The organism is Plantactinospora sp. CNZ320, assembly GCF_002846275.1.
Window position 1 is genome coordinate 5,454,446 of sequence record NZ_PJMP01000001.1, and the last position, 18,123, is coordinate 5,472,568.

Annotated in this window: 21 protein-coding genes; 9 read left to right on the forward strand and 12 right to left on the reverse strand. The window is 70.8% G+C overall.

From position 1 onward, the window contains the following. Positions 1 to 56: 56 nt before the first annotated feature. Positions 57 to 1,043: a helix-turn-helix domain-containing protein gene (locus CLT71_RS24315; protein WP_101369142.1), complete on the reverse strand. Its 987-nt coding sequence runs from the start codon at positions 1,041 to 1,043 to the stop codon at positions 57 to 59. 184 nt (positions 1,044 to 1,227) lie between these two features. Here CLT71_RS24315 and CLT71_RS38190 point away from each other — a divergent pair, with 184 nt between their 5' ends. The 4 genes from CLT71_RS38190 (at position 1,228) to folE (ending at position 5,281) form a co-directional block, all read left to right on the forward strand. After that, positions 1,228 to 1,359 (forward strand): hypothetical protein, encoded by a 132-nt coding sequence (locus tag CLT71_RS38190; RefSeq protein ID WP_486483422.1) that lies wholly within the window; start codon positions 1,228 to 1,230, stop codon positions 1,357 to 1,359. A gap of 120 nt (positions 1,360 to 1,479) precedes the next feature. Beyond that, positions 1,480 to 2,055 (forward strand): hypoxanthine phosphoribosyltransferase, encoded by a 576-nt coding sequence (gene hpt / locus CLT71_RS24320; protein WP_101369143.1) that lies wholly within the window; start codon positions 1,480 to 1,482, stop codon positions 2,053 to 2,055. A 482-nt stretch (positions 2,056 to 2,537) separates the two neighbouring features. Then, positions 2,538 to 4,562, forward strand: coding sequence for an ATP-dependent zinc metalloprotease FtsH (gene ftsH, locus CLT71_RS24325; RefSeq protein WP_101369144.1), 2,025 nt, complete (start codon positions 2,538 to 2,540; stop codon positions 4,560 to 4,562). A 41-nt stretch (positions 4,563 to 4,603) separates the two neighbouring features. Further along, a complete protein-coding gene (gene folE / locus CLT71_RS24330; RefSeq protein WP_101369145.1) occupies positions 4,604 to 5,281 on the forward strand; it encodes a GTP cyclohydrolase I FolE in 678 nt (225 codons plus the stop codon). A 15-nt stretch (positions 5,282 to 5,296) separates the two neighbouring features. On the opposite strand, the gene CLT71_RS24335 is transcribed toward folE, so the two are convergent. Continuing rightward, positions 5,297 to 5,737, reverse strand: a complete 441-nt coding sequence (locus tag CLT71_RS24335; protein ID WP_101369146.1) for a hypothetical protein — start codon at positions 5,735 to 5,737, stop codon at positions 5,297 to 5,299. Continuing rightward, positions 5,734 to 8,433 carry an FtsK/SpoIIIE domain-containing protein gene (locus tag CLT71_RS24340; RefSeq protein ID WP_486483423.1) on the reverse strand — a complete coding sequence of 900 codons (2,700 nt, stop codon included), beginning with the start codon at positions 8,431 to 8,433 and terminating at the stop codon, positions 5,734 to 5,736. Before CLT71_RS24340 ends, CLT71_RS24335 begins: the two co-directional genes overlap by 4 nt. A 184-nt stretch (positions 8,434 to 8,617) precedes the next feature. On the opposite strand from CLT71_RS24340, the gene CLT71_RS24345 reads away from it, so the two are divergent. Then, positions 8,618 to 9,184, forward strand: coding sequence for a hypothetical protein (locus CLT71_RS24345; protein ID WP_486483424.1), 567 nt, complete (start codon positions 8,618 to 8,620; stop codon positions 9,182 to 9,184). Between the two features lie 13 nt (positions 9,185 to 9,197). Here the strand turns inward: CLT71_RS24345 and CLT71_RS24350 are convergent, their stop codons facing one another. The 3 genes from CLT71_RS24350 to CLT71_RS24360 all read right to left on the reverse strand — a co-directional run bounded on the left by CLT71_RS24350 (position 9,198) and on the right by CLT71_RS24360 (position 10,842). Beyond that, entirely contained in the window at positions 9,198 to 9,827 is a 630-nt protein-coding gene (locus CLT71_RS24350) for a hypothetical protein (RefSeq protein ID WP_101369149.1), read from the reverse strand. 114 nt (positions 9,828 to 9,941) lie between these two features. Beyond that, a complete protein-coding gene (locus CLT71_RS24355) occupies positions 9,942 to 10,496 on the reverse strand; it encodes a Uma2 family endonuclease (protein WP_486483425.1) in 555 nt (184 codons plus the stop codon). A 118-nt stretch (positions 10,497 to 10,614) separates the two neighbouring features. Further along, positions 10,615 to 10,842 (reverse strand): winged helix-turn-helix domain-containing protein, encoded by a 228-nt coding sequence (locus CLT71_RS24360; protein WP_199187707.1) that lies wholly within the window; start codon positions 10,840 to 10,842, stop codon positions 10,615 to 10,617. A gap of 492 nt (positions 10,843 to 11,334) precedes the next feature. Between CLT71_RS24360 and CLT71_RS24365 the strand changes: the two genes are divergently transcribed. From CLT71_RS24365 to CLT71_RS24380, 4 genes are all read left to right on the forward strand, one after another. After that, positions 11,335 to 11,553, forward strand: a complete 219-nt coding sequence (locus CLT71_RS24365) for a DivIVA domain-containing protein (protein WP_101371739.1) — start codon at positions 11,335 to 11,337, stop codon at positions 11,551 to 11,553. Then, positions 11,550 to 11,816, forward strand: coding sequence for a hypothetical protein (locus tag CLT71_RS24370; RefSeq protein ID WP_199187708.1), 267 nt, complete (start codon positions 11,550 to 11,552; stop codon positions 11,814 to 11,816). The genes CLT71_RS24365 and CLT71_RS24370 overlap by 4 nt, the downstream gene beginning before the upstream one ends. 63 nt (positions 11,817 to 11,879) lie before the next feature. Then, positions 11,880 to 12,737: a low molecular weight phosphatase family protein gene (locus CLT71_RS24375; protein WP_101369152.1), complete on the forward strand. Its 858-nt coding sequence runs from the start codon at positions 11,880 to 11,882 to the stop codon at positions 12,735 to 12,737. Positions 12,738 to 12,854: 117 nt separating this feature from the next. Then, entirely contained in the window at positions 12,855 to 13,361 is a 507-nt protein-coding gene (locus CLT71_RS24380; protein ID WP_101369153.1) for a tetratricopeptide repeat protein, read from the forward strand. A gap of 67 nt (positions 13,362 to 13,428) precedes the next feature. Here the strand turns inward: CLT71_RS24380 and CLT71_RS24385 are convergent, their stop codons facing one another. The 6 genes from CLT71_RS24385 to CLT71_RS24405 all read right to left on the reverse strand — a co-directional run bounded on the left by CLT71_RS24385 (position 13,429) and on the right by CLT71_RS24405 (position 18,122). Then, a complete protein-coding gene (locus tag CLT71_RS24385) occupies positions 13,429 to 13,698 on the reverse strand; it encodes a hypothetical protein (protein WP_101369154.1) in 270 nt (89 codons plus the stop codon). Positions 13,699 to 13,816: 118 nt separating this feature from the next. Further along, entirely contained in the window at positions 13,817 to 13,996 is a 180-nt protein-coding gene (locus CLT71_RS24390; protein WP_101369155.1) for a hypothetical protein, read from the reverse strand. A 119-nt stretch (positions 13,997 to 14,115) separates the two neighbouring features. After that, positions 14,116 to 14,280: a hypothetical protein gene (locus CLT71_RS37130; protein ID WP_158242297.1), complete on the reverse strand. Its 165-nt coding sequence runs from the start codon at positions 14,278 to 14,280 to the stop codon at positions 14,116 to 14,118. A gap of 102 nt (positions 14,281 to 14,382) precedes the next feature. After that, on the reverse strand, positions 14,383 to 15,519 hold the full coding sequence (locus CLT71_RS24395) for an XRE family transcriptional regulator (protein ID WP_101369156.1): 1,137 nt from the start codon (positions 15,517 to 15,519) through the stop codon (positions 14,383 to 14,385). A gap of 25 nt (positions 15,520 to 15,544) precedes the next feature. Beyond that, positions 15,545 to 16,090 (reverse strand): hypothetical protein, encoded by a 546-nt coding sequence (locus CLT71_RS24400; protein ID WP_101369157.1) that lies wholly within the window; start codon positions 16,088 to 16,090, stop codon positions 15,545 to 15,547. 4 nt (positions 16,091 to 16,094) lie between these two features. Beyond that, the gene (locus CLT71_RS24405; RefSeq protein ID WP_486483426.1) at positions 16,095 to 18,122 is read right to left on the reverse strand and encodes an MFS transporter; all 2,028 of its coding nucleotides are present in this window, start codon (positions 18,120 to 18,122) and stop codon (positions 16,095 to 16,097) included. Position 18,123: the final 1 nt, after the last annotated feature.

The following is an 18,123-nucleotide window of genomic DNA, read 5'->3' on the forward strand; positions in this document are numbered from 1 at the left end:
ACTCGCGCCGTCGCCCGATGCTCAGCGGGTGACCGACGCGCGCCGTCGCCGGACGCTCAGAGGGTGACCGACTCGCGTGTCGGAGTCGGGAGCCGGCCCCGGAAGGTCGACCGGTAGGCGTGCGGGGTGGCGCCGATCCGGCGGGCGAAGTGGTGCCGCAGGGTGGCGGCGTCGCCGAAGCCGGCCCGGGTGGCGACCCCTTCGATGCCCAGCTCGGTCTCCTCCAGCAGGCGCCGGGCCAGCAGCACCCGCTGGTTGGTGATCCAGTCGTGCGGGGTGGTGCCGGTCTCGGCCCGGAACCGCCGGGCGAAGGTCCGGGGCGCCATGTGGGCCCGCGCGGCCAGGTCGTCGACGGTCACCGGCCGGTCCAGGTGCTCGATCAGCCAGCTCAGCACCGGCTCCAGGGTCGGTGCCGCCGGGGTGGGTGCGATAGGCGCCTCGATGTACTGCGCCTGCCCGCCGTCGCGGTGCGGTGGCACCACCATCCGCCGGGCCAGCTTGGTGGCGAGCGCCGAGCCATGCGCCTGACGGACCAGGTGCAGGCAGGCGTCGATCCCGGCCGCCGTGCCGGCACCGGTGAGCAGGTTGCCGTCCTGCACGTAGAGCGAGTTGCACCGCACCTTGGCCAGCGGGTACATCTCGGCGAGCTGGTCGGCGTACTTCCAGTGGGTGGTGCACTCTCGGCCGTCGAGCAGGCCGGCGGCGCCGAGTACGAACGCGCCCGAGCAGACGCTGAGCACGTACGCCCCGCGGTCGGCGGCCCGGCGCAGCGCCGCCAGCACGGTCTCCGGGATCGGGGCACCGATGCGGTGCATCGCCGGCACGGCGACCAGGTCGGCGTCCTCCACCGGGGTGAGGTCGGCGTTGGGGGTCAGGCCGAAGCCGGAGTGGGTGCGGACCGGCCTGCCGTCGTGGGTGCAGACGTCGAAGCGGTAGCCGGGGAAGCCGTCGGCGACCCGGTCGGTGCCGAAGACCTCGCAGAACACCCCCAGCTCGAAGGTGGATACCGGGTCCAGGGCGATCACGGCCACGTTGCGAAGCATGCGTCGACGATAACCGATAACTGGCAGAAAATCGATGCTGCATGGCAAAGCTGCCACTGTCCGGGTGCTGCCCGGCGGGGCAGACTTGGGTCATAACAGCCGGTGCGCACCGGCGGCGAACCAAAAGAGCTGGTCAGGCCCGACATCGTCGGATCCGGCCATCGACAAGAGAGGTCACGCCGCCATGGAACTCCTCGTCTCCCTCTTCTTCCTCGTCCTGCTCCTCGCCTCCGTTCTCGGGTTCACCGCCGACACCCGCGACTCCGCCGACTGGCGGCCCAGCAACGGTGGCTGGCGGTCGTCGCCCCGTGGCTGAGGGCCGTCCCGGAGAGCCTTCGGGGCATGTCCGAGAGTCAGCCTGGCCAGCCGGGGTGAGCACCGCAGCAAGGTGCCGCCCCGGCGACGGGCGCGAACGGGCGTACGGCAGGCTAGGCGCATGGCTCAGGGCTCCTGGTACGACGCCGACATCGACCACGTGATCATCTCGGAGGAGCAAATTCGGGAAAAGATCGCGGAACTGGCCAAACAGGTGGCAGCGGACCATGCGGGCACAACGGACCGGATCATCCTGGTCTGTGTGCTCAAGGGCGCGGTCATGTTCATGGCCGACTTCGCCCGGGCGCTCGGCCGACACGGGCCGCCGGCCGAGCTGGAGTTCATGGCCCTCTCCACGTACGGGCAGGGCACCACCTCCTCCGGCACCATCCGCATTCGCAAGGACCTGGACCGGGACATCGCCGGCCGGCACGTGGTGGTGGTGGAGGACATCGTCGACTCCGGGCTCACCCTCTCCTGGCTGCTGCGCTACCTGGAGTCCCGGGAGCCGGCCAGCATCGAGGTGGTGGCGCTGTTCCGCAAGCCGGACGCGATCAAGGTCTCGGTGCCGGTGCGGTACGTCGGCTTCGACATCCCGAGCGAGTTCGTGGTCGGCTACGGCCTGGACTTCGCCGAGCGCTACCGCGAGGTGCCGTACGTCGGCGTCCTGAAGCCCGAGGTCTACGCCCGGTCCTGATCCGGTCCCGTAACCTTTTCGGCTCGGCCCTCGATCCCCTCGTCCTGTCTGCAACGCGAACAGATGTCCGGTACGCCCCGACGATCCTGAATGTCATCGCCGAAATATCGAGTGGACGTACAGCGCGCTCCCAGGAAACGCGGTTACGGTATGCGGTGGTGGCGCGGAAGCATCCCGCGCCGGGTCTCCTGCCCAGTTTGACCCGAAAGATGGGACCGTACGGGGCGAGGTGTCCCGGCATGGTTCCGTGCTCACCCGGCACCCCGGCGGAAGCGGACCTGTTACCCCAGGGCTCGCGGGCTCGCTCCTCGCGTTCACGGTGTACCGTCGAATGACCGCGGCGCGGTACCAAGCGCCCGGCGTCGAGGCCGGCTCGCACGCAGGGGACGGTTTCGGCCCGCCGCTCCGGCGGCGGCAGAAGGCAACCAGACGATCAGGACGTCGATCAGGAGGGTCCGGGCGTTACGGCGCTCGACAACAGCATGGAACGTACGCGTTTCTTCCGCCGCCCGGTGGTCTGGATCATCCTGGTGATCATCGGTGCGATAGCGCTCAGCTCATTCTTCAGCGGTGGCCCGAGTTATCACAAGGTCGAGACCAACGTGGTGCTCGACCAACTCAACAAGGGTGACATCGAGAAGGCCATCTTCCAGGACAAGGAGCAGACGCTTCAGCTCGACCTGAAGAACTCGGCCAAGTTCGGTGACACCGACACGGACAAGATCCAGGCCCAGTTCCCCTACGAGGTGGGCGACGAGGTCTGGAACTCGGTCGTGGCCGCCAAGGCGGCCGGCCGGATCAGCGGGCCGATCGACACCGAGGTCTCCGGCGACAACCTCTTCGTCTCGTTGCTGGTCAACCTGCTGCCGATCGTCATCCTGGTGATCCTGCTGCTGCTCTTCATGTCGCAGATGCAGGGCGGCGGCTCCCGGGTGCTCAACTTCGGCAAGTCCAAGGCCAAGATGATCACCAAGGACACCCCGAAGACCACCTTCGCGGACGTCGCGGGCTCCGAGGAGGCCGTCGAGGAGCTGCACGAGATCAAGGACTTCCTGCAGAACCCGGCGAAATACCAGGCCCTCGGCGCCAAGATCCCGAAGGGCGTGCTGCTCTTCGGCCCGCCCGGTACCGGTAAGACGCTGCTGGCCCGCGCCGTGGCCGGCGAGGCCGGGGTGCCGTTCTACTCCATCTCCGGCTCCGACTTCGTCGAGATGTTCGTCGGTGTCGGCGCCAGCCGGGTCCGCGACCTCTTCGAGCAGGCCAAGGCGAACGCCCCGGCGATCGTCTTCGTCGACGAGATCGACGCGGTCGGCCGGCACCGTGGCGCCGGCATGGGCGGCGGCCACGACGAGCGGGAGCAGACGCTCAACCAGCTCCTGGTCGAGATGGACGGCTTCGACACCAAGGGCGGCGTGATCCTGATCGCCGCGACCAACCGGCCGGACATCCTCGACCCCGCGCTGCTGCGTCCCGGCCGGTTCGACCGGCAGATCGCCGTCGACACCCCCGACATGGAGGGCCGCAAGGCGATCCTGCGGGTGCACGCCAAGGGCAAGCCGTTCTCGCCCGACGTCGACCTCGACGCGGTGGCCCGGCGTACCCCGGGCTTCACCGGCGCCGACCTGGCCAACGTGATCAACGAGTCGGCGCTGCTGACCGCCCGCAGCGACAAGCGGGCGATCTCCAACGACGCGCTGGAGGAGTCGATCGACCGGGTGGTCGCCGGCCCGCAGCGCCGGACCCGGGTGATGAGCGACAAGGAAAAGAAGATCACGGCCTACCACGAGGGCGGGCACGCCCTGGTGGCCTGGGCGCTGCCGCACTCCGCCCCGGTGCACAAGGTCACGATCCTCTCCCGGAGCCGCTCGCTCGGGCACACCCTGGTGCTGCCGACCGAGGACAAGTACACCCAGACCCGGGCCGAGATGATCGATACCCTGGCGTACGCGCTGGGTGGCCGGGCCGCCGAGGAACTCGTCTTCCACGAGCCGACCACCGGTGCCGCTGACGACATCGTCAAGGCCAGCGCGCTGGCCCGAGCGATGATCACCCAGTACGGCATGAGCAGCAAGCTCGGCGCCATCAAGTACGGCACCAGCGGCGACGAGCCGTTCCTGGGCCGCAACATGGGGCACGAGCGGGACTACTCCGACGCGGTGGCCGCCGAGATCGACGCCGAGATCCGGTCGCTCATCGAACTGGCCCACGACGAGGCCTGGGAGATCCTGGTGGAATACCGGGACGTCCTGGACAACCTCGTGCTGGAGCTGATCGAGAAGGAGACCCTCTCCACGGCCGACATGGCGCGGATCTGCGCCCGGGTCGTCAAGCGGCCGCCGATGGCCCCGTACAACGGGTTCGGCAAGCGGCAGCCGTCGACCGAGCCGCCGGTGCTCACCCCGGCCGAGAAGGAGAAGCTCAAGGCGCAGGCCGAGGCCGACGGCGTCCAGGCGACCGTCGGGGGCAACACCAACAACACCACGCCCAACTCGGACGGCCCACACTGAACGCAGCGAATCACCAGGCCGCCGGCGGAAACGCCGGCGGCCTGTCCGCGTCAGCCACCGAGCCGGACGGCGACGACGAGCTGGACTATCTCGCCGCCCGGCTGGTCAACGGCAAGCTCGGCGGTGGGCCGGTCGAGGACGCCGTCGACCTGGCCCGGATCGAGAAGGCGGTCCGGGAGATTCTGATCGCCGTCGGCGAGGACCCGGACCGGGACGGACTGCGCCAGACCCCGGCCAGGGTCGCCAGGGCGTACGCCGAACTCTTCGCCGGGCTCCGGGTCGACCCGGCCCAGGTGCTCACCACCAGCTTCGAGGCCAACCACGAGGAACTCGTACTCGTCCGGGACATCGACGTGATGAGCCTCTGCGAGCACCACCTGTTGCCGTTCCGGGGCTCGGCACACATCGGCTACATCCCCGGCGAGAACGGCCGGATCACCGGGCTCTCCAAGCTCGCCCGGCTGGTCGAGGTCTACGCCCGCCGGCCACAGGTGCAGGAGCGGCTGACCTCGCAGGTCGCCGACCTGCTGATGACCAAGCTGGAGCCGCGCGGCGTGATCGTGGTGCTGGAGTGCGAGCACATGTGCATGGCGATGCGCGGCATCCAGAAGGCCGGCGCCAAGACCATCACCTCGGCGGTACGCGGGCTGCTGCAACGCGACGCCAAGTCCCGGGCCGAGGCGATGGCCCTGATCCTGAACGCCAGCCGCGTCGTCTGACCGCCAGTGGGCCGGTCAGCCGCGCCAGCCGACCAGGTAGACACCGCCGAGGCAGAGCACGGCCACCAGGCCGAGCAACGCCGTCACGAGCGCGCCGTAGAGCAGTACCCGACTCCAGGGCAGCGGGCCGGCGCCGGGCAGCCGGGTGGCGGCGTCCGCCGCGTCAGCGGTCGCCCGGGCGTCCCGCAACGCCGCGAGTACCGCCTGCGGGTCGTCGGCCATCGCCCGACCTGCCGCCGCCACCTCCGGCTCGGAGGGCACCAGGTCGGCCTCGGTGACGCCCAGCGCGCGCAGCCGGGACTGCTGGGGTACCAGCCGGGCCCGTACCCCTGCCAGCTCCTCCCGGGCGCTGGTCACGCCCCGCTCCTGCTCGGCGGCGGCGGTGGCCGCGGCGCGGCGTACCGCATCCAGCCGCTGTGCGGCGGCCAGGTAGTCCTGCCAGGCGTCGCCGGTCACGGCGTGACCTCCCCGTCCGGTGGGCCGTACGGGACGACCAGGCTGGCCAGGTCGGTGCGCCGGTCGTAGAGCAGTGCCCGACCCGGGCGGGGGCGCCATCGTACGGGCCGGCCCAGCAGCCGGGCCACCTCCGGCTCGGGTACGTCGAGGAGCAGCAGCCCGTCGACGGTGGCCGGGGGCGGCACTGCCGATTCGGCACCGTCCTCGGGCGCTGCTTCGGGCTCCGCCGGTACGGCGACCAGGTCGGCGAACGGCCCGACCGCCCGCCACCAGCCGAGCAGGTGTACGCCCCGCCCCGGACCGTCCCGCAGCAGGTCCCGGAGCCGATCCGCCGGCAGCTCGGGGTCCTTCGCCAGCTCGTCCATGCCGAAAGCCACCAGATAGCCGGGCCCGGCCAGCTCCAGCGCGCCGCCCAGCCCGGCGGCGTCCACCCGGTGCACCTGATGCCGCCGGGACACCTCGGCGGCGAGTGCCTCCGCCACCGGGTCCGGGCCGGGAGCGGCGATCACGAACTCGACGTCACCGGCGGGATGCCGCCCGGCGAGTCCCCGGGCCGCGCCGGCCAGTACCTCGGCCCCGGTCGGATCCGGACCCAGGACCGCGAGGTGCCGGCCCGGCGTCCCGTCGAGCGGCAGCTCCGCCGGCCGCAGCGACACGTCCACAAGCAGCCCGACCGGCACGCTGGCCGGCTCCGGGTTGCCGACGGACTGCGTGGGGTTGGGGGACTGCGTGGGGTTGGGGGACTGCGGGGCGTCGGTGGCGTCCCGGTCGTCGGTCGGGACCGGAGGTGGCGGTGGGGTCAGGTAGCCGGTGAAGACGGCCGGTGCGGGCGTCCAGGCGGGCCGGTCCGCCCAGAGCCGGTGCCGGAGCCCGCGCAGCGCTCCCGGATCGGCATGCGGATCCGGGAACCGGACCGTCCGTTCGTGCCCCCGGGTCGCGCCACGCGGCCCGCCGAGCCCACCGGCGGTGTTCACCACCGCCGTGCCGAGCGGCAGGCCCGCCGCCGAGTCGTTGGTCGGCTCCAGCACGTCGCCGCCGCCAGGCAGTGCCACCCGGACCGGGAACTGCCCGAGGAAAGAGTCCCGCCGGGCGCGCAGCGCGGCCAGCGCCGGTGCCGGTCGGCCGGTCAGGATCAGGTGTACGCCGGCCGACCGCCCCCGCCGGGCCACCGACTCCAGCCGGGCCAGCGCCTCGGTGCTGACCGGGTCGTCCTCGGTCAGCAGCAGCGGGTACCCGTCCAGCACGCAGACGATCCGTGGTGATGAGCTGCCCGACGTGGCACGGCGATCCAGTTCGGCGTCGAGTTCGCGGAGCACCGTCAGGCCGTACTCGCGGTCGGCCTGCACCCCGACGGCCCGGACGTGCGGCAGCCACGGCCCGCCCGGCCCGGTCCCGCCGGACCCGTGCACCGGCTCGGGCACGAACTCGGTGAAGGCGCCACCGTCGGCGAAGTCGAGCAGATAGAGCGCCAGCTCGTCGGGGTGGTAGCGGGTGCAGAGCCCGTAGAGGACGTTGACCAGGAAGGCGCTCTTGCCGGCGCCGTCCCGGCCGCCGACCAGCCAGTGCGGGGTGCGTTCGTCGAAGCCGAGCGGTACGGTCCGGTTTCCGTCGTGCCCGACCGGGGTGCTCAGCCCGTCGGCGGCCGACTCCGTCCAGAACCCCTCCGACGGCTCCGGCAGCAGGTCGTCGAGGGTACGCCGGTAGTCGGCGTGGAACCGCGCGGCCAGGTCCCGGCAGACCCGGTCCAGCAGTGGTACCGGCGGGCAGTCGTCGAGGAAGACCGGCGCGTTCAGGCCGGTGCCCGGCAGGTGCGGCACCGGGGCGCTGAACGAGGCTCCGGGTGGATCGCCGACCAGCGCGTACGGGTTGCGCATCGCGATCATGGTGGAGCGGGAGAGCGGCGCCTGACTCGTCTCGGCGTCCAGCGGCGGAGGTGGCCAGCCGGCGACGATCAGATGCAGCCCCGCCTCGGGACCCTCCCGGGCCAGTGCGCCGATCCGGGCCAGGTCGCTCGGCTCGGTCAGCTCCGGCAGCGAGCCGACCACCAGCAGCAGGGTGCGGTCGTGCCGGTTGTAGCGGGCGGCGGCCGGTCGGGTGGGGCGTACCCACTGCTCGGCCTCGGCCAGCACGGCCCGCAGGCCGGTGCGGTCGGTGACCGGCGGCGGCATCAGGCCGGCGTCGGCGAGCGGGGCGAACGGCGCGAAGAGCCGGCCCCCGTCGGTGGCGTCGACGCCGCGCACCAGCAGCGAGCCGGCCGGAGCGGCGGCGAGCAGCCGGAGGAGTACCGACCGGAGCAGCCCGGCCACCCGGGGATCCCGGCTGTCCGCGTCGACGGTGAGGTGGCCGGTGCCGAGCAGCGGCACCAGCACCGGGAAGCGGGCGTCGTCCAGCGGCTGGGCGGTGCCGATCCGCACGAAGGCCGGCGGGGCGGGGCCGCCGAGCGGGGCATCCTCGGACTGCGCGTCCAGCGGCGCGCCCAGCCAGCCCGGGGCGAGCTGGCTCGCCGCGGCGCGCAGCCGTTCGGCGAGTTCGTGCTGTTCCCGCTGGTCGGCGGGGATCGGGCGGATCGCCTCCAGGGCGGTGGCCGCGGCGGCGGTGGTGGCGGCGGCCCGGCGGTGCAGTACGGCAGCCGTGCCGGCGGCGGCCCGCCAGCGCAGCGTGGCGGCGTGCCCGGTCGGTCCCCTCCAGGTGTCCACCGCACCAACTCCCTCGTCCTGGTCTGAGACGGTATCCCAGCGCGGCGGCATCTTCGTGGACCTGCGGGGATGGTTGTGGCACAGATAGCCGCTGAGGCGGACAGTCACGGATTGCTCCCTTTTGGTTACCAAGCTGGAATTCGCGCCCATTGGGTACGGAGGCGCCAGCGGCTAGCCTCAGGGGGTGGAATCAGTGCATCCCCCGGCCGATTCCCAGGTGTCCCGGGTACCCACCCAGCGGACCCCGCCCGGACAGGCCGCTCCCGAGCCGGTCGCACCGCCACCGGCGCCCCGTCGTCGGCGCCTCGGCCTGGTGCTGGCGGTGGTCGGTGGCGCACTGGCGCTGCTCTGCCTGGCCGGCGCCGCCGTGGCGTACGTCGCCTACGACCGGTTCACCGCGCCCGACCGGAGCGCCCCGGACATGGCCGTGCACAACTACCTGCAAGCGTTCCTGGTCGACGAGAACGACGTACTCGCCGGAGAGCTCGAGTGTGCCGACCCGGCCGGGCTCGCCCCGCTACGGAAGCTGCGGGCCGACATGACGGCCCGGGAGAAGCAGTTCCAGATCACCTTCGTGGTCAAGTGGGGGCCACTGGAAGTACGCCGCCAGGGGGAGCGCGCCGAGGTCGGCGTGGAGCTGGTGATCTCGCACCTGGTGGAGAACCTTTCGCAGACCGAGCACCAGCGGTGGCGCTTCGGCACCGAGCAGGACGACGGCTGGCGGGTCTGCACGGCCGACCCGGTCACCTGACGGGCCCGCCGGATCATTCGATCCAGAGCAGGTGCACCGGAACCTCCAGCGTGGTCGGTGGCCGTCCGCTCCACGCCCAGCGGTACCAGTCGAGTTCGGTGGTGACGCGTACGCAGATGTCGCCGTCGCCGCTGGTGTAGACCTCGGTGACCGCGCGCAGGTCGCGCCGCTCGACCGCGTCGGCGATCTGCACCACCCGGCGGCCGGCGACCGCGTCCGCCTCGACCACCGGCACCGGGGGCCGGTGTGTCGGCGCGTCCAGCGAGACCAGCCGGGAGATGACGTCCGGTCGGGACGGTCGGGGGATCGGCGGGGTGCTGGCGTCCCACGGGGAGACCTCGCCGATGGTCTCCACCCAGACCCGTTCCACCGGTACCAGCGGGGCGAAGACCTCGATCCGCTCCGCCTCGGCCCGATACCACTCGTGCTCGGTCAGCACCGGCACGTAGCTGCGGCTGCCCTGCACCACCCGCTCGTCCGCCCGCAGGTCGGCCCGCCAGCCGAGCCCGGGAAGGCCGACCAGCACCCGCCGGCCGCGCAGCTCCGTCCGGCCGGCGGCAGCGGTGATCACGATGGGCCGGGGCGGCCCCGGAGCCCAGTCGGGCTGGCCGGCGAAGGGATCGGGAACGGGATCGTGACTCACGGATCGCTCGACCTACCTGTGGCTCCTGGATGGAACGCGCTCGGCGCCTGACACCGCTATTCTCCAGGCTCCCACTTCGACGGCAACACGGTGCGTGACGGTCAGCCGACCAGATCAGTCCAGGCCGTGCTCTCCCGGGGCGGTGTTGAGCACCCAGGCGAGCGGCATCCTGGCCGCCACCTGGTAGTGGCTGCCATCGAGCCGGTACATGGTGACGGTCTGACCTGGGTCCTGGTCGATGGTCCAGTACTGCGGTATGCCCGCGCCGGCATACTCGGCCGGTTTGGCGGCGGTGTCCATGGCAGCCGACCCGGGCGAGATGATCTCAACCGCGAGCAGTACATCCGTGACCGGCAGCCATACGGATTCGGCTTGCGCCTTACTCCAGACGACCAGATCGGGGATGCGACCGCCGACACCGCCGGTCACGCCGGGGATGCGCAGGCCGACCGCCTGGGCGACGCGGTCCGCCGGGATGCCGGCGGTGAGCAGCCAGCCCATGAGCCGGGTGGCGATGATCGCGTGCGTGTATCCAGCCGGCGGTATGACCGACAGCACTCCCTCAGGGCTGATCTCATAGCGGTGGTGCTCGTCCGCGGCCATCATCGCGGTGAGGTCGTCAAGCGTGATCACCGTGGGCATGTGTCGACCGACGGCCTCTGCGCTCATGTCGGTCAGGCTACTGCCGGCCTGAGCTTGTGGGGCCTGGCCAGGGTCGGTGAAGTGCGACTCGTCGATGACGCCGGGCCGCGCGAAGGCGGCAAGCGCCGGCCCGAGCTCACCACCATCACCGTCCTGGCTTCTCGGCGACGAAGACGCCGCGACCTGGGCGGCCGATCAGGATTCCCCGCTGGCGGAGCCGGGCCACTGCTCGCGAGATGGTCGACTTCGATACGTCGTAGTGGTCGGCCAGTTCGCTGGTCGAGGGAATCTGAGTGCCGGGTGGCAGGTCACCTTTCTTGATGCGCTTTACAAGATCGTCGATCAGCTCGTTCATGGTCGGCGGGATAGGCACGGTTCGTCCCCTGCGGTCGGTTGGCCCATCCAGTATTGATCACGGTTCGCGACGTAGGCAATGCAGGTACGCGAAATGACGCTGCATCCTCGAATGACGTACTTGACGTAGGTGACACTGGACGAGTAACTTCGCAGACGGCGGTTGCAGGGCCTTTGTGGTCGGTTGGCACCTTCGCAGGGCGATGCGAGCGCCGTAACACCTCTCCGGCATCGGCTGGCAGACGAGCACCTCATGCGACAGCGCGGCTGCCCCTGTTGCCGTACCGCCGCTCTGGGCTGCGGTGGCCGGGGCGGGGGTGGTCCGGGCGGACCCGAAACGGCCGGACCACCCCCACCACCAGCGCGGCACGAGGACGGGAACAGGACCGAACACCAGGCGAAAGGATGGACGGACGTGCGACAACTCCTTCGGCGCATCCTGACGAGATCGACGGGAGCGGACCGGTTGTCTTCGGTGCTCGGCGAGCGCCGCTCTCGGCCGTACCAGCCGATGCGGCCCTGGCAGGTGCGGGGCCGGCGGTTCCGGACGACCTGGCGTGGCCTGGACCCGGACGAGGTCTCGGTCTTTCTCGACCAGGTTGCCGATGACCTCGGCCGCGTCTATGCCCAACTCTCCAACAGTCAGGAGGAGGCGGCCCGGATCAAGGACGCGCTGCGGCGCTGGCAGGCCGCCCAGGCGCCGACCATGGGCGCGATGGCGCGACGGTGACCATCGAACTGCACCGGTACGTCATCCACCTGACGATCGTCACGACCGACCTGCCCCGGGCCCGTGTCCTGGCCCGGACCGCCGCTCGGGCGCTGACCTTCCTCTGCGTGGACGTGCCGGAGACCACCGTCTCGGAGGAACGGAACCAGGACGTACGCCATCGGGTCTTCTGCACCCGGCGGCTGCCCAACGGCCGCCGCTGCGGGCTGCGGATCGACCACGAAATTCCGTGCACCCCACGAGTACGGCGACGGTCGATATGACGACGCGGTGGTCGGCGTCCAGCACGCCTACGATGATCGTCGAGGTCGGCGCAGGAGGGTCGGATGGTCGAATGGCTCGAGGAGGTCTGGTCTCGAACCCACGCTGTGCACATCGTCGAAGGCGGTGAGGACGGCGGTCCTCTGCTCGGCCGCGCGGTTCTGGCTGTGTTGGAGGACGCTGTGCCGGTCGACGCCGTGCGTGTGTTGACCACGACGGGTCGTTTCACCGGTGACGTCTGCCGTTGTCCGGGTGAGCTGACGGTCATGCTCCGTGGTATTCCGGGCGAAGTGCTTGCCAGCGCTAGCCTGCACGGCTATGGCTCAGTCAGTTGGGAGCGGTCGTGGTGGCGTAGCGACCTGGTCGTGGCGGATCCTGCGGCGCTCCACCTATTCCTGGCCGGCCACGGGGTACCGAATCAGCTGACCGCTTTTCTGGCGCCGTTGGCCGACCTGTTGAACCTGCACGAACGCCGCCCGCAGTTCCGGCCTGCGGGGAAGGCAGGCAAGCGGTACCTGACCGAGCGTGGAGTTCCTGACGTGCTGCATCCTGTGTTGGCCGCCGTCACCGGTCAGCAATGCGGCCGGCTGTCCGATGCGCAACTCGACGACGTCCGTCGACGGCTGACCGCCGCCATGCCCTCGTCCGCCGGCAGGGCCGCGATCCTGCTGTCCTGGCTGGGCCGGCTCTCCATCCCAGCCGAGGCGCTCTGGGGCGAGGGCGTACTGGTACGGCAGCTACTCGCCGATTTCGCGCTGTCCGACGTCGCGACCGCAGCCGCCGAAACCCGCACCGAAGAAGTTGCGATGGGCGTGGTCAACCTGGTCATGCACTCCGGCGACGACGGCATGCTGGCAACCGCCGTCGGCCCGACGCTGCGTCGACTGTTCCCGCCGGCATCTGCCACCGGAACCGTGCGGTAGCCGCCGAGCGATCGGTTCAGCGAATACTCGCTGACGCAGATCGCACCAGCTGCCATCCCCGCAGGCTCAGCCCCGCACCAGGGTGGTCGACGGTGGGCGGTCTGCCAGAATGCTGCGGTGACGTTAGCGGAGCAGGACTGGGAAGAGAAGGTCGCGGCGGTTTGGGCGAGCGCGGCCAACCGATCCGACGAGGACGTGGTGGAGGCGATCTCCGTCCTGGCCGCGCAGCGCTCGCCGGATGACGCTGCCGCCCTGTTTGAGCGGGCGTCGGCCTTCGACTACGCCGGCCGTGAGGCCGAGGCCGAGCCTCTGTACCGTGCGGCGCTGGCCGCCGGGTTAGACGAGCGTCGCCGCGGCCAGGCGGCAATACAACTGGCGAGCACGGTCCGCAATCTGGGCCGGGCTGCGGAGAGCGTGGAGTTGCTGCGCGGCGAGATCGCCGCTGGGCCAGCGGACGGGCTAGCCGACGCTCGCGCCGCGTTTCTCGCGCTCGCACTGCATGATGCCGCCAGGACGACGGAGGCCGTAGCGGAGGCGCTGACCGCGCTGGCGCCGCACCTGACCCAGTACGGCCGTGCGGTCAGCCACTATGCCGAAGAGCTTCGCTCGCGCAGCGATTCGTAACCGCACACGGGACTCCTGCGGCGGCGCCCCCGGTGACGCCTATCCGTCCAAGCTCGGAGGGTACTCGTCAGGACTGCTCCTTCGTGAGCCAGTCCTTCGCCTTCTGTGAAATCGTGTTCGGATGCTTCTTCTGAACAAACTCCAAGAACTGCTGCATACCTGCCGACTGCTCGTTGCCGTACGAGTCCTTTGTCGGTAGATCCAGCAAGCGGTCGAGGTCAGCTTCGGTGAGCTCGTCGACCACGAGCTCAAGCCGCATCAGCATGATGTTGCTGTGGTCGTAGCTCCGGGTGAAGTCAGCCTCGTCTAGCCACTTGGTCTTGAGTACCTTCCGCACCGCCGAGGACTGAACTTTGGCAGGGAGCGCCAGATTTCGTAGCCACTTGCCATCCTCGAAGTCACGGTAAAAGTCGCTTGCGGTTCGGTAGCTCCGGCGCTTGGTGAGAACCAGGTCTTCAAGCTCCTTGATCGTGTCTTCGCTGACCCTCGGGAAGCTTCTCGAGAAGCGCTAGCCGGACCTCCTTGTCCAGGTCGGGCATCATGGCCACCAGTTGCAGGTAGTGGTCCTTGCGGAGTTCGCGCCAGTTGTTGATGCCCAACGCCATCTTGACGTCGTCTGCACTGGTGTAGTTCATGCTGTGCCGTCCTGTCCACTGAAGGCTCTCCGCGGCGCAGAGTGTAGTCGTGCCTAGCCATGTCGTGCGGCCGGCGATTCTTGGGCGTACCGTGCGGCGCTGGAGTCCAAGGCTCGCGCTCAGCGGGACGCGGCGGTCCGTCTGGCGCCCAGCACGTTTGCGGGGTCGCGGTTGAGGTGTGCCGGGCGCAGCCAGAGGGGCGGTAATACGCGCTCGGCGTGACCTATCGCGTCCGGCACGTCCTCCAGCGGCACACCGTTCTCCACGTTACCGACTTGGGTCACGGGTTCTGGATTCGAACAACACCTGACGCCTCGGCCGGCCCCCAGGCGCCACCGCAATCCAGGACGGTTGCAGTCGTCGCGGCGCATGTTGCATCTGATGCATCACCGCTCATTTCCGGTGAGCGGAGCGCCGCGGTCCCGCATGAACGGCACCGGGTCGATGGCGCCGTGCTTGCTCCGGTCGCCGCGCAGGTGCACCTCGAAGTGCAGGTGCGGCCCCGAGGAGTTGCCGCTCGAACCGACCCGCCCGATCACCTGCCCGGCCTCCACCATGTCGTTCTTGGAAACCATCGGCTTGCTGACCATGTGGCAGTACCGCGTGATCACGTTGCCCGCGTGCAGGATGTCGACGAACCAGCCGCAGCCGCCCTTGCCCGGAAAGCCGTCCACGTCGCAGCTCAACCGGCCGCGCCGGTCCGGGTCGCAACGCGCGACCAGCACCCGGCCGGCCGCCGCCGCCCGGATCTCGGTGGTGTACTTCGGTGCGCCGATGTCGACGCCGTTGTGCGCCGGCCGGGCGGCGGTACGGAATCCGGAGCCGACCCCACCGGGGATCGGCGCGGTCCAGCCGGAGGCGGCGATCTCGGCCCCGTCCGCGCAGTCGAGCCCCAGGTCGGTACCGGCGGCCCGGGCGGCCCCACCGGTCAACGCGTTCACGATCTCGGTCGCCAGCGGTTCGTGCTTGGCGTACGCGTCGGGGAAGGCGCTGATCTGCACCGCCTGGGCGGCCCGGGTGAGCGACCGCTTCTGCCAGTTCCGGATGGTCTTCAACTTCTCGTAGAACTTCCGGGCGGCGTACTCCGGATTGAGGATCTGCTGCGGGGTACCCCAGCCGGTTTTGGGCCGCTGCTGGAAGAGCCCGAGCGAGTCGTGGTCGTTGCGGTCGCCGAGGTGCCCCAGGTTGGTCAGGCCGGACTCCTGCATGGCGGTGGCGACCGCGATCACCCAGGCCCGGGGCGGCAGCCCCATCTCCCGACCCACCTTGATGATGATCGCCGCGTTCCGCATCTGGCTCGCCTTGTACGGCCCGACCAGCGGCAACTCGCCCTCGATCTTGAGCGGTTCGCTGTCGCCGCAGCCGAAGGTGGCCGCCGCCAGGTTCTCCTCCTCGGAGGCGAACATGGTCACCAGGAACGCGCCGGTGCCGCCGACGCAGCAGAGCAGCGCGAGTACGCCGGTCAGCACCACCGCCAGCGCGACCCGGCGTACCGGCCGTCGGGTCGAACCCCGGTCGGTCATCCCGCACCCACCTCCCCGCGCCCGCTCAGCGCTGTTGCCAGTCCACCGTGTCCACCCGCCAACGCCCCTGCGTCGCCACCAGGCCGAGCCGCAGCTCGCCGGAGTCCACCGGTACGACCACCTCGACGAGACTGTCGTTCTGCGGTACGGCCAGCAGGTCCCCGGTGATCCGGTCGGCCGGTACGGTGGCGGGGTCGACCCCGGTCAACTGCTCGGCGAGGTTCTCGGTGGCGAGCGGCCGCAGCCCCGCGTGCCACTCGTCGGCGGTGGTGTCCCGGTGGTCGAGCCAGGCGGTGGCGAACGACCGGGCCACCTGGGCCGGCTCGGGCGCGCCGGGACTGGTCCGGGGCGACGGCTCCTCGGTCACGGTCAGCCCGTCGTCGCCGGCCTCCGGGTCGGTGATGCTGATCGGGCCGGGTGTTCCGCCGACGAGTCCGGGCCGGTCGTCACCGGGGCCGGCGATCAGCCGGGCCGCGCCGACGATCCCGATCACCAGCACGGCGATGACGACCGCGAGCCCGAGCCGGGACCGGAGGAGCCGGGTGAAGAGGAACTCGATGGCGCGGCGCATCCCGTCACCTCGCCTCGGAGCGGATCCGGGGCGCCCGGGCGGGCGACGGGTCGGGCGCGGGCGCGGAGTCGGGGCGGTAGATCACGTAGGAGGGGTTTTCCACGGGTACGTCGGGCTCGGTCCACTCCGCCGGCCGGCGGCGCGACGGCCGGGCCCGGTCCGGGCGCGAGCCACTGCCGCCGCCGGGTGCCGCTGCCGGGGACGAGTCGGGTGCTTCGGTACCCCGATCGGGGCTGCTCTCCGAGCGGCTGCCGGCACCGGTCTGGGCCGGATCCTCGTGCCGGGTCTCCGGGCGTACGTTGGTCTGCTGGATCACCACGCTGCGGTTCTTGACCCGGATGTCTGTGTGGTGGTCGGGGTCGTTCTCCAGCCGGGAGGCGGCCCGGACGTCCCGGAAGAACCGGCGGTGCCAGGAGCCGGCCGAGGCGATCACCTCGCTGCTGTCCTTGCCGCCGAGCTGGGTGATCCGGCGGTACGGCCGCAGCAGCAGCCAGCCCACCACGCCGCAGAGCCAGACCAGCACCACCTGGAGCCAGCCGGGGATGGTGGGCGTGCTCATCACCAGGTCGACGGCGAAGAGATAGATCGCCGCGCCGGTGCCGAAGATGGCGATGTTGAACACGGCGGCGACGACGGCGTTGCCCAGCCGGCGCAGCCCGGCGCTGGCCGGACGGAGCAGCCCGACCGTGCCGAGCACCGGGGCGGCGATCACCGCCCACCGGAAGAGCAGGAAGCCGAGCAGCACCAGCACGGACGCGGTCAGGTCGAACATCGCGAAGAGGATCGCGGCCAGGATGGCGATCAGCCCGGCGCCGATCCGGTCCGAGTCGCGGGCGCCGCGCAGGTACTCGTACGCCTCCGGGTCCTCCTGCTGGATCTGCTGGGCGACCTTCATCCACTGTTCCTGCTTGGCCGAGACGGTGGTCTGCCGGGTGCCGGGGTTGGCGGCGATCCGGGCGGTCTCCTCCCAGGTGAACGCCTTGGCGTCGTAGAGCGCCCGGCCGTACTTGCGGGCCGTCTCGCTGTCCGAGGAGCCGAGCGCGCCGCGTAGCCAGTTGCGGTAGAGCATGGTCTCGGTCGCGGTGTCGCTGGCCCGCAGCGCCGGTGGCCGGTTGTCCTTGCAGCCGGCCGGGTTGAGCGAGCCGCAGCGGTCGGCCGGGATGCTCTTGTCCCGGGGGCCGACCGCCTCGTGCACCACGTTCAGGGTGGTGACCAGGGTGCCGTCGGCGACGTTGGCGGACCGGACCGGCCAGGCGGCGATCGCGGTCACCGCCACCATCACCAGCACCGCCCAGCCGGCGGTGGTCATCGCGTTGCTCATGTCGGACTGCCGGGAACGCCAGAGCAGGTAGACGCCGACGACGCAGAGGGTGATGATGCCGAAGACGCTGAAGACCCGCTCGTAGACCGCCTTGGTGGCCTGCTCGACCAGCGGGTCGGCCCAGTCCCACATGCTGCTCGGGTCCCAGGCCCGCTCGCGCAGCGCGTTCGAGGCGCCGATGATCGCGGCGGCTATCCGGATCTCGCCGTCCGCGATCTTGTTGAACACCTTGCTGCCCGGGTCGATCACGTCCGAGGCGCAGCCGCCGGAGTCGTCGTACGTCTCGTAGCTGTAGCCGGCGTTGCCGTACTCGGTGTACATGCCCTTCACGCCCGGCTTGCTGCTCGCCTCCGGACGGGTGCCGAACCAGCCGCCGAGCCCCTGGTCGGGTGCGCTCGGGGTGGGCGCCTTGACACAGTCCCGGATGTTCTGGCCGACGTTGGCGAGCCGGTCGACGCAGTCCCGGAAGTTCGCCTCCCACTCGGCGGTGGTGCAGAGCGCGACCTTTGCCTTGATGGGCACCGGAACGGCGGCGGAGGCCGGGGTGGCGTTGCCGAGCACCGGCCAGATCAGGGTGGCGGTCGCCAGCACCCCGATCGCGAGCAGCAGGGCGGCGATCCGGGCGGCGATCCTCGGCGAACCTTCCCCGACCCGGGCAGCGCGGTGCCGGCGGTCGGAGCCGACCGCGGATGGGGGTCGAAGAAGCCTCATG